The sequence below is a fragment of the Micromonospora sp. ALFpr18c genome (assembly GCF_008868155.1).
Taxonomy (GTDB): Bacteria; Actinomycetota; Actinomycetes; order Mycobacteriales; family Micromonosporaceae; genus Micromonospora.
In genome coordinates this window covers 1-12392 of record NZ_WBKR01000189.1, presented here as the reverse complement: position 1 = coordinate 12392, position 12392 = coordinate 1, and the positions used below count along the sequence as shown (strand labels likewise).

The window sequence follows — 12392 nt, the reverse complement described above, 5'->3', positions numbered from 1 at the left end:
CTTCCCGACGATCGCGCATGGCCGGGCCAGCAGACCGAGCAGCCGGCCGAGCAGGGCGTCGGGCAGCGGACCGCACGGCCGGGCGGGCAACGCGCCGGGCAGTGGGGCGTACCGCCGGGCGGCGCGGTGGCAGAGGGCTGGGCCGGCGCGGTGGCACGCGACCCGAGCGGCGGGCGACGGCCGGTGCGCGGGGCGATCCCGTTGTCCACCACCCAGGCGACGGCCGTCGACCCGTGGCCGGCGTTGCCGGATGACGGACCGCTGTGGGCGCTGCCCACCGCGGCGTGGGACACGGCCCAGCTCGCCCGACTGGAGCGGGAACAGGCGGGCGACTGATGGAACGCGTGGCCTTCCTCATCGACTCCTCCGGGGAACGGGTGGACTGCCTGCTCAACCCGGAGACCGTGCAGGTGACCCGGCTCGCCGGCGTACGGCACCGGGGCGTGGCCGGTGGGCAGCTCACCGGGGCGGGACTGGCCGACGACCCGCTGGTCTTCACCGGCGGCGGCCGCACCGAGCTGGTGCTCGACCTGCTGTTCGACGTCGACTTCGTCCAGGCGCAGGTCCGGCCGGCCGACGTGCGGGTGTTGACGCGTCCGCTGTGGATGCTGGCCGAGAACTCCGGCTCCGAGCACGGATGGTTGCGGCCACCGCTGGTCCGGCTGGTCTGGGGCAAGACCTGGAACGTGCCCGGGGTGATCATCGCGGTGGCGGAGCGGTTCGACGCGTTCACCGGCACCGGCTCACCTCGGCGCTCCTGGCTGCGGTTGAAGCTGGTGCGGGCCGCCGAGACCGCCGATCAGGCGCAGGCCGGGTTCGCCGAGGAACTGGCCGCGGCGAACACCCCGACCGCCGCACCAGGCAGCGCGGTCATCGCCGCCGGTGACGGCGCCGCCGAGCCGGGCCGCTCCGGTGTGCGCTTCGACCTGCTCGCCAACGACGCGCTCGGCTCGCCGTTGCGCTGGCGGCTGCTGGCCGAACACAACCGGATCACCGACCCGCTCGCGGTGCCGGCCGGCACCACCCTCGCCGTACCCCCACCCCACAGTGCCCCGGGCGCGTCGACGCTGACCGGTATGGCCCGGGCGGTGGCCGGCGCGGTCGGCGCCGGCGCGTCGTTCCTCGGCTCCTCGATCGCCACCGCCACCGCGGGCTGGGCCGCGCCGGCCGACACGACACCCGCACCGGCCACCGCCGCACCGACCGGCACCAGTCCCGCGGGTGCGCCGTGACCAGCGTCGTGCCCCGGGCGCTGATCGTCCTGCTGGACGGCGTCGAGCTGACCGCCACGGCCCGCCAGCGGCTGCGTTCCCTGCGGGTGGCGGCCCGCCTGGACCAGCCCACCCAGGCCGAACTGGTGCTCGCCACCACCGCCGGGGTCGGCGCGTTCGACCCGGCGGTACGCCCCGGCACGACGCTCGACGTACGCCTCGTCGACCACGCTGACGCCCTGTTCACCGGGGAGGTCACCGGTGTGGAGGTCGAGTACGCCGCGGACGGCGCGGCAGTGCTGCGGCTGCGGGCGTACGACGCGTTGCACCGGCTGCGCAAGCGTCAGGGGTTGCGGGTCTTCACGTCGGTGACCGCCGCCGACCTGGCCCGGGAGCTGTGCGGCGAGGTCGGGCTGGACGTGACGGCGGAGACCGACGGGCCACGGTTGGAGCGGCTGGTGCAGCACCGGCACAGCGATCTAGAGCTGCTGCGCGACGTGACCGGCCGGGCCGGGCTGCACCTGGCCGCCGACGGCGACGGGGTCCGACTGGTCACCCTCGCCGGGTACGGGGAGCCGGTCGCGTTGGCCCTCGGCGCGGGTGTGCACAGCCTGCGGTTGTCCACCAACGCCGACCAGGCCAGCGGTGCCAGCGCCGCGCTGGGCTGGCATCCGCAGCGGGCCGAGCCGATCAGCCAGCGGGCCGACGAGGCGCGGTGCGGTCGACCGGCCGGTGACCGGCCGGACCCGGCTGACGTGGGCGCCGACGGGGTACGCACCGCCGTCGACCAGCCGGGTCGTAGTGACGACGAGTTGGCGGCGCTGGCCCAGGCGCGACTGGACACCCGCGCCGCCGCGCTGGTCACCGCCGAGGGGGTGGCCGAGGGTGATCCGGCGCTGCGCCCCGGCCGGCGGATCGACCTGAGTGGGGTGCCGGACCCGGTCGCCGGGGCGTACGTGCTGACCGAGGTGGTGCACACCGTCGACGGCGACGGGCACCTGACCCGGTTCTCCACGGTGCCGCCGACCACCCCGCCGGCCGTGACCGGCGGCGCGGTGGTCACCCTGGGCACGGTCACCGACGTCGCCGACCCCGATGGGCTGGGCCGGGTGCGACTGACCCTGCCGGCGTACGGGGACCTGGACGCCGGGTGGCTCGGCGTGCTCTGCCCCGGGGCGGGCCGCGGCAAGGGTCTGGTGGCGCTGCCCGATCCGGAGGACACCGTGCTGGTGGTGCTGCCCGGCGGCGAGCCGGCCTCGGGCATCGTGCTGGGCTCGCTGTTCGGCGCCGTCGAGCCGTACGACGCGGGCATCGACGACGGCCGGGCGCGTCGGTGGACGCTGCGCACCGCCGGCGGGCAGTCGATCGTCGTCGACGACGTGCGGCGCAGCCTGCGCCTGGCCACCGAGGGCGGCAGCTCGTTGGAGCTCACCCCGGATCTGGCCACCCTGCACGCGGCGACCGACCTGGTGATCTCCGCGCCCGGCCGGGCCCTGGTGGTACGCGCCCGCAGCGTCGACTTCCTGCACGCCGAGTCGACCGAGGACCCGGACACCGCGGCGGAGCAGGCCCGTTCGCTCGCCCGCGCCCACCACGAAGGAGGCGGCTGACATGCGCTGGATCCACCGCGACTCGGTGATCACCTGCGACCACGACGGCCGGGTCGAGAACCGGCCCTCGCAGGAGTGGGTGACCGTCACCGGCGTGCCGGTGCTGGTGGACGACGACCCGGAGGGACGAAAGATCATCGCCTGTCCGAACTACGGCCCGACCATCAAGCCGTGCACGAAGACGGAGTCCCTGCGCGTCGGCTACAGCGACTGGCTGCGGGTCGACGGGCACCGGGTGGTGCTGTCGAACCTGGAGGGATTCACCAACGGGACACCTCCCAACGCGGTCCACCACACCGTGCGCGATCCGCGCCAACTGTTCCTGGCGGCGGACCGATGAGGGCGTTCCGGTTCGTCGGCGCGGGCTTCGACGCCGGCCGTACCGGTGGGTTGGCGCTCACCGCGGCCGGCGGCCTGGCCATGACCGAGGGCGACGAGAGCGTACGCCAGGCGCTGTTTCTGCTGTTGTCGACGACGCCGGGCGAGCGGCTGATGCGCCCCGGGTACGGCTCCCGGCTGCACCGACTGGTGTTCGCGCCCAACGACGACACGACCGCCGGGCTGGCCATCCACTACGTCCGGCAGGCCATCGCCCGGTGGGAGCCCCGGGTCGAGGTCATCGACGTCGACGCCGGGCCGGACCCGGACGACGCGTGGCGGCTGGTGATCCGGTTGGACTACCGGGTGCGGGCCAGCCTGACCCCCGGGCAGCTGGTCTTCTCCGTGGACCTGCTCCCCGCCGACGAACCCGAACAGGGAGGATCGTCATGACGCTGCCCGTGCCGCACCTGGACGACCGGGGGTTCCTCGACCTGGTCACCGAGGCCCGGGAACGGATCCGGCAGTCCTGCCCGGCGTGGACCGACCTGTCGGCGCACGACCCGGGCATGGCGCTGGTGGAGGCGTTCGCGCACCTGACCGAGGTGATGATCTACCGGCTGAACCAGTTGCCGGACAAGGCGTACGTCTCGTTTCTGAACCTGCTCGGGGTGACCCGGCACGCGCCGACCGCGGCCTGGGCGGACGTCCGGTTCACCCGCGGCGGCACCGATCGCGCGGCGGTGCGGATCCCGGCGGGGCTGCGCGTCGCGGCGGCCCGTGGCGCCGACCCCCGCCCGGTCGTGTTCGTCACCACCGAACCGGCGCTGCTGCCCGCCGGCGAGGCGTCGGTGCTGGTCCGGATGCACCACTGCGAGCTGGTCGAGGCGGAGCTGATCGGCGTCGGCACCGGCCAGCCGGGGCAGGTGCTGCGGGCGGCGCGCGCTCCCCTGGCGCACACGGCCGAGCCGCTGGACCTGCTGCTCGGCGTGGAGGTGCCGGCCGGCACGGTGGAGTTGGGCGCGGCGGCCCGGGAGCACGACGGCCGCACGTTCGAGATCTGGCGACCGGTGGACAGCTTCGCCGGGCTCGGCCCGCAGGCCAAGGCGTACCTGGTGGACCGCTGCTCGGGCACGGTCACCTTCGCTCCCGCCCTCGACCTGCGCCCGCCCGTCGAGCCCGCGTCCGACACGGCCGAGCAGGGCGCGCCGGCTCCGGTGACGGTGGCGGCGGTGCCGCCGGCCGGGCGTCAGGTCCGGCTCTGGTACCGGGCCGGCGGCGGGCCGACCGGCAACGTGGCGGCGGGCACGCTGACCAGCCTGCGCGATCCGCTTCCCGGCATGAAGGTGGACAACCCCGCGCCGGCCGCCGGTGGTCGGGACATCGAGGCGTTGGAGTCGGTGCTGCTGCGTGGCCCGTACGAGTTCTTCGCGCAGCAGCGGGCGGTCACCGCCCGCGACTTCGAGGTGTTGGCCACCAGTTCCGGCGCGGTGGCGCGGGCCCGGGCGTTCACCCGCGCGGCGGTGTACAGCTTCGCCCGGCCGGGCGAGGTCGAGGTGGTGCTGGTGCCGTTCGTGCCGGCGACGGCCCGTCCGGGTGGCCGGCTGCCGGTGGCGGTGCTGCGCGAGCACGAGGTGCCCGAGGCTCGGCGTCGGGTCGAGGCGGACCTGGAGCAGCGCCGGATGGTCGGCATCCGGTCCCGGGCGACCTGGGCCCGGTTCAAGGCGGTGTCGGTACGGGCCCGGGTGGTGGTCCGGCGGGAGGAGGACGTCGACGCGGTCCGCCGGCGGATCCACGACCGGCTGCACCAGACGTTGAGCCCGCTGCCCACGGCGCTCAATCCGACCGGCTGGCCGTTCGGCGAGCCGCTGCGGGCGTCCAACGTGTACCGCCTGCTGGAGCACGCCGAGCCGGGCGTGCGGTACGTCGAGTCGGTCCGGTTCGTGGTGGACGAGGCGCCCGACGCCGACGTCCGCGCCCTCGCCGTCGACCAGTACCAGCCGCGCACCTGGTACGCGGGGCGCGGCGCGGTGCTGTTCCGCTCCAGCAACGCGGGCTCCGGCTGGGAGCCGACCGGCCGCTTCGACGGTGAGACGGTGCTGCGGGTGGCGCCCGCGCCCGCGCCGGTGCGGCCGGGCATCGTGCCCCGGGCCGGCGCGGTGGCCGTGGTGACGCTGCGCGCGTCCGGCGGCTCCCGGGTGCACCTGAGCACCGACCTGGGCGAGACCTGGTCGCTGCTCGCCGATCTGGATTCGCGCATCTCCGACGTGGCCTGGTTGGACCGCGACGGCGCGGGCGCGCTGCTGGTGGCCACCGACACCGGCCTGTACGAGGTGTCGCTGCTGCCCGGGGCGGTGCCGTTGCAGATCCTGGTGGATCCGTCCGACGCCGACCGGGGGTTCTACGCGGTCCGCGCGTTCGTCTCCGAGCGGGGTGCGCCGGGTGTGGCGGTGGCGGCGCAGGCCAGCTTCGGGGTGTACCTGTCGACGGCCGGCGGCCGGCCGGGCAGCTTCACGCACGTCGGGCTCGCCAACGTGGACAACCGGGTCCTGGCCGTGCAGTACGACGGCCCGGCCACGCTGCTGTGGAGCGGCGCCGGCGAGCCGGACCCGAAGAAGCCCGGCCAGGGTTGCCACCGGACCCGGCTGTTCGAGTCCGACGTGCAGTGGCAGTCGGTGCAGAGCGGCTGGATCGGCGGCACCTGCCGCGACCTGGCGTTCGCCGGCCAGTCGGCGTTGGCGGCGACGCAGAGCGGCGGGGTGCTGCGGCTGGACACCCTCGCGGCGCAGCCGCAGTGGCAGCCGGTGTCGGTCAACTGCGGGTTGCCGCTGCGCGACCGGACCCGGTTCGTGCCGGTGGACGCCATCGCCGTGAGCGGCCCGGCGACCAGCGCCCCGGCGACCAGCGGGACGGCGGGCAGCGCGGCGGCGGGCAGCGCGGCGGCGGGCAGCGCGGCGGCGGGCAGCGCGGCGGCGGGCAGCGCGGCGGCGGGCAGCGGTCCGGCGGAGCGGCTGATCCTGGCCGGTGGTGAACGCGGCGTGCACCGCAGCGCCGACGCGGTGGACTGGACGCCCAGCGCCAACCAGGCCACCGCCGACGTGGTGACCGTCCCGGACACGTGGCTGCTCTGCTCCGGCGAGCACGACATCGAGGTGGTGCGTCAGGATGCGACGCTCGGCGATTGAGCGGCTGCTGCCCGCCGCCTACCAGCGGGCGTGCGTGCCGGGCAGCGTGCTCTGGGCGCTGCTGGACGTGATGGAGGGACTGCACGCCCCGGACGAGGCCATCCTCGCCGAGGTGGACGCCCTGTTCGACCCGTACCGGGCGCCGGACCATCTGGTCGTGCGGTTGACCCGCTGGGTGGCGATGGATCACGTGGTGGCCTCGCCCCGACCGGACGCCCCGCTGCCGCTGCCGGTGGGCCGGCTGCGTGACCTGGTGGCGAACGGCGCGCTGCTGGCCCGGTGGCGCGGCACCCCGTACGGGATGCGTCGGGCCCTGGAGCTGGCCACCGGGTCGACGGGTTTCGTCATCGACGAGCCCACCGAGCAGCCCTTCCACATCGTGGTTCGGGTGCCGGCGGCCGCCGCCGGCCAGCTCGCCGTGATCACCCGCATCGTCGAGGCGGAAAAGCCCGCCTCGACCACCGTCGAGATCGTCGTGGATGAGGAGTCGTCATGACCACCGAGTGGGCGGTCGTCGCCGCCGCCGAGCAGTTCACCCTCGATCCGCGCAACAGCGGCGAGCTGACCTTCACCGTCTCCAACCCGGGCAACGCGCCGGACACGGTGGTGTTCGACGTGGCGCCCGGCGACGGTTCGCAGCGGGCGTGGTTCACCGTGGCCGAGCCGCAGCGGGTGGTGCCCGGGCAGGGCTCCGTGTCGTTCCTGGTCAAGCTGGCCGTACCGGCCGGCACCCCGCCCCGGCGCTACGACATGACCGGGTTCGCGTACTCGGCGAACACCGCGCCGGAGGAGAGCTCCCGGTCCAGTGGTCGGGTCACCTACGAGGTGCGGGCGGTCGCCGCACCCCGGCGTATCCCGTGGTTGTGGATCGCCGCCGCGGCGGCGATGGTGCTGGTGGTGGTGACCGTCGGCGTGGTGCTGTTGACCCGCGACGGCGAGCCGGGCCCCGGCGAGCCGCGGGTGGTCACCGTCGAGGCGGAGAGCCTGGTGGACGGCGCGGTGGTGGAGTCGCCGCAGAAGAGCAAGGCGGGCGTGGGCGCCCAGCCCAACTGCTGCGGGGTGACCTGGTCCGAGGACAAACAGCTGTTCTTCACCGGGCTGGCGATCGGCGACCAGGTCACCGTGACGGTGCAGATCCCGGCCGACGGCACCTGGCGCTTCGCCACGGTACGCACCACGGCCCCCGACTACGCCAACACCGTCTTCACCATCGACGGCAGTCAGGTCGGCGGCACGTTCCTCGGCTTCACCCCGACGGTGCAGAAGACGGAGTTCCTCGACGTCGGCACGGTCCGGCTGGCCAAGGGGCCGCACCGGATCACGCTGCTGGTGGTCGGCAAGACGCAGGGCACCAACTCCTACTTCGCCGGGGTGGACACGATCCGGTTCACCGAGCTGGTCGCGCAGGCCGTCGCACGATGAGCGGGCGGCAGAAGGCGCTGCTGGGGGTGCTCGCCGTGCTGCTGGTGGCGCTGTTCGTGGTCGCGGTCAGCGTCCCCGGGCAGGATCGCGGCGACCCCGGGGCGAGGCACGGGCTGGTCGATCGACTGGGTGCGCTGGGCGGTGAGCGTTCGGCGGTGGACCCGGGCACGGTCAGCGCCGACTGCGCCGACGAGACCGGCCGGCTGGTCTTCACGGGCAGTTGCGTGCTGCGGGTCGCCGACCCCGGCGGGCTGCGCACCCTCGTGCTGCGCAGCCCGGCACGGTTCCGGGTGACCGCTCCGGCGCCCGGGGACGCCGACCTCACCATCCGCGACGACGTCGAGCCGGCGTCGGACGGCACCGGCGCGGTGGCGAAGGTCGCCGTCGACGAGGCCACCGAGGTCGCGGTGACCTGTCCCGGTCTCGGTGGCTGCACGGTCACCGTGACCACGTCCTGACTGGGAAGGTGCCGCCGTGGGTGACCTGCGCAAGCCGTTCCTGCTGCTGGCGATGCTCGCCATCGTCCTGGCCATCGGGGTGGAGCTGGGGGCCGGGCTGCTGCTCGGCGGCGCCGACGCCAGCAGTGCCCTGACCGACAGCGCCGGCACGCTCGACGTGGAGATCGACGACGTGTCCGGGGTCAGCGAGCCGTCCGGTCGGGGCACCGGCTACCTGGCGTTGATCGACGCCGTGGCGGTCTGGAGCACCGGCCTGTTCTGTCTGGGCCTGCTGCTGCCCGAACGTGTCCAGGGTCGGGTGCAGGGCATCGCCAGCCTGATCTTCTCGATCATCCTGATCATCGTCGGGCTGGTGGCGTTGCTCATCGCGTTCGTCGAGCTAATGATCATGGTGTCGCTGTTCCTGGCCGTCCCGTTCGGCACCCTGGCGTACCTGGCACTGTGGGGGTTCTTCCCGGTCGGCGAGGCGTCGGTGCTGCTGGGGTTGGTGCTGCTGCTCAAGCTGCTCTGGGCGGGGCTGCTGGTGCTGGCCCAGCCGCGCTTCCTGCAGAACAAGGGCCTCGTGCTGCTGATCGGCACCACGCTGCTGTGCACGGTCGTCCTGGAGTTCCTGCACAACCTGGTGCCGGTGATCCTGGTCAGCATCGTCGACGACGTGGCGGCTCTGGTCTTCGCGGTGGTCGCCATCATCTGGGGGCTGGTGCTGCTGATCGGGTCGATTCCGGCGATCGTCAAGGCCGTCCGCGTGACGGCGGCCCTACCGGCCCGCGCCGCCGGCCGGGACTGACGGCCGCCCGTGCCCGCGTCGTCTCGCCGGGCGGTTCACGGCGCCGACGCGCCCAGGGCGGCGACACCGTCGCGGTCCAGCGTCCCGTCGGCCAGCCACACCCGGTACCGGCCGTGCCGGCTCGCGCCGGCCGGGACCACCGCCGGGCGGTCGAACGCGAACGCCACGCAGACCCCCGGATACATCCCGGTCCGCACGAACCACCGGTCGCCCCGGCCCAGACCGGCAAAGACCAGGGTGTACGCCCCGCCGCCCGGCCCGGTGCCGGTCAGCGCGAGCCACGGCGCCGTGCTGCCGTTGACCGTCTCCTCCCCGGCGGCGTCGGCGGTGAACGCCACCGGTTCGCCGTCGGCGGCGGCCCGCCAGAAGAATCCGCCGTAGCCGGCCCCGCCGGGGCGGCCGTTGGTGGCCGGGCTGCCCAGGCGCACCTCCCGGTCGGCCGGGGCGGTCAGGACGGAATCCAGGTCGAGCCGCCAGACGTCGGAGGCGACCACCGACGCGGTCAGCTGCCGTCGCTCGGTCAGCAGCACCCCGCCGGCCCGGTCGCGCCACTGCAGATCGTGTGCGTACCGGCGCGGGGAGCGCTCGATCTCGGCGGTGTGGGCGATGACGCCGTGGTCGTCGCGCCAGGTGTAGCCGACGTCGCGCACGTAGGTGCGCCCGCCCCAGAGGTTGCTGCCGTTGACGTCCTGCACGGCCAGGGACCGCCGAGGTGCCACACGTGGTCGGCGGGCAGCGCGTCGGTGACCACCGTGCCGCCGAGGGTGCGTACCGGGTGCAGGTACGGCCGGGGTCCGTGCCGCGCGTCCAGCGCCGGTTCGAGCATGTAGCGGGCCACCTCCGTCCCGTCGACCAGCAGCCGGGCGGGCTCGTCGGCCGGGGCGGCAGGACGGGCCACGGGCTCGGCGCTCACGGCAGCTCCGGGCGGGCGGGGACGGGCAGCCGGCCGGCGACGGCGTGCAGGGCGGCCAGGGTGTAACCGGCGAGGATCGGCACCGCCACGGGCGTGACCAGGACGGCGAGCAGCCCGGCCAGCGCCGTCACCCCGCTCACCGCGGCCCAGCGGATCGGCGCGTCCAGGCAGGCGCGGGCGGCGGTACGGGCCGCGTCGCGCCACCGTCGGCGGCCGCCCACCTCGACGACGACCAGGCCGGCGTACCCGGCCAGACCGGCCGTGACCAGCGCGGTCACCAGCAGAGCCGGCGGGCCGCCGGGCACCCGGCCGGTGGCCAGCGCCGTCAGGTCGGCGGCGAGGAGGCCGGCCACGACCAGGGCGAGCAGGCTCACCGGCACGCCGGGCAGCACCGAGCGGCCGAGTCGGCGCAGGGTGGCGCGCGCCGACGGCCAGCTGCCGGTACGCGTCCAGTCGTGCACGGCCGCGCTGGCCGTACCCACCGCGGCGGCGGTGAGCAGGAGCCCCGCCGCCAGGGTCAGCAGGATGACTCGACCGGGCCACCGCCACCTACCCCACCCCTAAACCAAAACCTGGGCCGACGCTGGCTTCAAGAACCGCGTCATCGAACACGGCGCCGCAATCGGCGTCGACGTCGACGCCGTCACCAAAGACCCGCAGGTCAAGGGCTTCAGCGTGGTTAAACGTCGATGGGTCGTCGAACGCGCCATCGGCTAGCTCATGCACCACCGACGACTCGTGCGCGACTACGAAACCCGACCCGACAACTCCGCCAGCATGATCACCATCGCCATGATCGACAACCTCGCCAAACGCCTCACCACCGAAACCACCCCAACCTGGCGAGATGACTAAAACCACAAGCACGCAAAATACGTGAATCGGACGCCCTCTCAGTGAACCGAACCAGTCGGCGGTCCGTTGTATCTATATCCATGAGGTCCCTGCAGTGCGATCAGGTTCACGCCGTTGGCCGATTTTTCGTGACACGGCATCCAGGCAGGTCAGTAGAGGAAAGGAAGCGGCATGCAGCGAAGGCCGCCCGTCCGTGGGTCAGTTCCGCATAACCAGCTCGGAATTTTGGACTGCTATCTTGTGTGGCTTCTGAGTCCCGCTGGCAAAGATGGAACTAAGCCAACCGACACTTTCAACTCGCCCCACAGGAAGCTCGGTGGTCGCCTCAATAAACTTGCTAGACGAGGTGAAAATGTCAGGGCTTTCGACCGTGAGGTGCCAGTGTTGGAGGCGCTCGGGGCTACTGTCGGAAACCGACAGATCACCGATGCGCCATGGTTTCCGGAACGTGGCGGGCAAATTACGGATATGAAAACGCGGCACGCGGTTGTTTTGGGTGTCATTGTAGAGCAAATGCGGGCATTGGCATTGGCCGCTGACGCCCCATCCGGCTTCTCTGACCATGTGGAAAAACTGCTGAAAGAACGTTTTCCTGATTCCGGCAAGGTGCCGCAGGGCCAGGGTGGATCGCAGGCCGCGGTGGGGCTGGCACCGGCCAGCTTGTCAGGGTTTACTGGTGGGTCGTCTCAGCCCCCGGCGACCGGGTTGGATCACTATAGGGAATGGGTCCAGTCGCAGACGGGGCTTACCTACGCTATGAGCCCGCCAGGCGCGGAATTTTGGGGGAGTTATCAGGAATACCTGGCGCGACAGGCCGCCATGGCACAGGCTCCGCGCCGGCCGCCGCGGCAGTACGCCGCATACCCAGAACGATCTCTGTCGCAGCCAGTCCCACTCATGGCCACTCCTTCGCTATCGGTCACAGCCGCGACGACGAGCAGCACCATTCAGGTAACACGCCGAGAGCAGCAGGCAGCCCCGCATCAGAATCCGCCCTACATGCACCAAGGAACGGCACAGATGCCCGCCCCTGCTACTCACCCTCAATTCAGGATCTGATCAACGCCCCAGCAACGGCGGAACGCTGCGGCGAACCACACGAAGTGACGAACCTCCGCAGCAGTACTGCTGTGGAGGTTCGTCACTATTGATGGCGTCGAGTCGTCTGCGGTAGTGGCTGGCTTTCACATACGAGACGTCCTGTTCCCGCAGCCAGCCGCGTAGGCCCGGGTTCTGCCCGTAGGCCTCAGCGGCGGTGAACCACGCGAACGGCACCCCAGCGGCGATCGCTCTCTCCAGCATCGCCCGCGCCTGCTGCGGCTTGGTCGCGAACGCCACCTCATCGGGGATCGCCGCGTCCCGGCACCGCCGCCGGTCCTCGGTCCACGACTTCGGCAGGTACAACTTTCGGTGATCAACGCCCGCCCCTTGCCCACGGGCGTTTCAAGATCATCTTACGGTGGGTAGTGGTCACCACGTCGGCGTGTCGAATGGGGACGAAGCTCCGTTAGGACGAGGTCTTCTCACGGATCTGGTCCACCCGGAGCTTCGTCATGGCGCAGTCTGTCATCCCTGCTGTCGATTCGGTGCCCGCGCCGCGGGATGGTGGCGTGTCGTTCACGCCGTCGTGTCG

13 protein-coding genes and 2 pseudogenes are annotated in these 12392 nt (G+C 72.9%); 11 read left to right on the top strand and 4 right to left on the bottom strand.

All coding sequences use genetic code 11. The features are described from left to right. From F8271_RS32600 to F8271_RS25500, 10 genes are all read left to right on the top strand, one after another. Positions 1-336, top strand: a 336-nt coding sequence (locus F8271_RS32600; protein ID WP_225854750.1) for a hypothetical protein, incomplete at its 5' end; no start/stop codon positions are given. Further along, entirely contained in the window at positions 336-1232 is an 897-nt protein-coding gene (locus F8271_RS25540; RefSeq protein ID WP_151492371.1) for a hypothetical protein, read from the top strand. The genes F8271_RS32600 and F8271_RS25540, both read left to right, overlap by 1 nt. Beyond that, the gene (locus tag F8271_RS25535) at positions 1229-2821 is read left to right on the top strand and encodes a contractile injection system protein, VgrG/Pvc8 family (RefSeq protein WP_225854749.1); all 1593 of its coding nucleotides are present in this window, start codon (positions 1229-1231) and stop codon (positions 2819-2821) included. Before F8271_RS25540 ends, F8271_RS25535 begins: the two co-directional genes overlap by 4 nt. A 1-nt stretch (position 2822) precedes the next feature. Then, a complete protein-coding gene (locus tag F8271_RS25530; protein ID WP_151492370.1) occupies positions 2823-3161 on the top strand; it encodes a hypothetical protein in 339 nt (112 codons plus the stop codon). After that, positions 3158-3592 (top strand): GPW/gp25 family protein, encoded by a 435-nt coding sequence (locus F8271_RS25525; RefSeq protein WP_151492369.1) that lies wholly within the window; start codon positions 3158-3160, stop codon positions 3590-3592. Before F8271_RS25530 ends, F8271_RS25525 begins: the two co-directional genes overlap by 4 nt. Beyond that, positions 3589-6324, top strand: a complete 2736-nt coding sequence (locus tag F8271_RS25520; protein ID WP_151492368.1) for a putative baseplate assembly protein — start codon at positions 3589-3591, stop codon at positions 6322-6324. Before F8271_RS25525 ends, F8271_RS25520 begins: the two co-directional genes overlap by 4 nt. Further along, the gene (locus F8271_RS25515) at positions 6305-6820 is read left to right on the top strand and encodes a phage tail protein (RefSeq protein WP_151492367.1); all 516 of its coding nucleotides are present in this window, start codon (positions 6305-6307) and stop codon (positions 6818-6820) included. The genes F8271_RS25520 and F8271_RS25515 overlap by 20 nt, the downstream gene beginning before the upstream one ends. Next, the gene (locus F8271_RS25510; protein ID WP_151492366.1) at positions 6817-7746 is read left to right on the top strand and encodes a hypothetical protein; all 930 of its coding nucleotides are present in this window, start codon (positions 6817-6819) and stop codon (positions 7744-7746) included. Before F8271_RS25515 ends, F8271_RS25510 begins: the two co-directional genes overlap by 4 nt. Then, the gene (locus F8271_RS25505; protein WP_151492365.1) at positions 7743-8204 is read left to right on the top strand and encodes a hypothetical protein; all 462 of its coding nucleotides are present in this window, start codon (positions 7743-7745) and stop codon (positions 8202-8204) included. Before F8271_RS25510 ends, F8271_RS25505 begins: the two co-directional genes overlap by 4 nt. A gap of 16 nt (positions 8205-8220) precedes the next feature. Then, entirely contained in the window at positions 8221-8991 is a 771-nt protein-coding gene (locus F8271_RS25500; protein ID WP_151492364.1) for a hypothetical protein, read from the top strand. A 35-nt stretch (positions 8992-9026) separates the two neighbouring features. On the opposite strand, the gene F8271_RS25495 is transcribed toward F8271_RS25500, so the two are convergent. The 3 genes and pseudogenes from F8271_RS25495 to F8271_RS25490 form a co-directional block, all read right to left on the bottom strand. Next, on the bottom strand, positions 9027-9686 hold the full coding sequence (locus tag F8271_RS25495) for a DUF6807 family protein (RefSeq protein WP_255473735.1): 660 nt from the start codon (positions 9684-9686) through the stop codon (positions 9027-9029). Between the two features lie 68 nt (positions 9687-9754). Then, a pseudogene (locus F8271_RS33890) lies at positions 9755-9817 on the bottom strand (hypothetical protein); the annotation flags it as partial. Positions 9818-9900: 83 nt separating this feature from the next. After that, on the bottom strand, positions 9901-10386 hold the full coding sequence (locus F8271_RS25490; protein ID WP_151492363.1) for a hypothetical protein: 486 nt from the start codon (positions 10384-10386) through the stop codon (positions 9901-9903). A 47-nt stretch (positions 10387-10433) separates the two neighbouring features. On the opposite strand from F8271_RS25490, the pseudogene F8271_RS25485 reads away from it, so the two are divergent. Next, a pseudogene (locus tag F8271_RS25485) lies at positions 10434-10759 on the top strand (IS5/IS1182 family transposase); the annotation flags it as partial. Between the two features lie 1059 nt (positions 10760-11818). Here the strand turns inward: F8271_RS25485 and F8271_RS25480 are convergent. Then, positions 11819-12163: a transposase gene (locus F8271_RS25480; RefSeq protein WP_151492362.1), complete on the bottom strand. Its 345-nt coding sequence runs from the start codon at positions 12161-12163 to the stop codon at positions 11819-11821. Positions 12164-12392 lie beyond the last annotated feature (229 nt).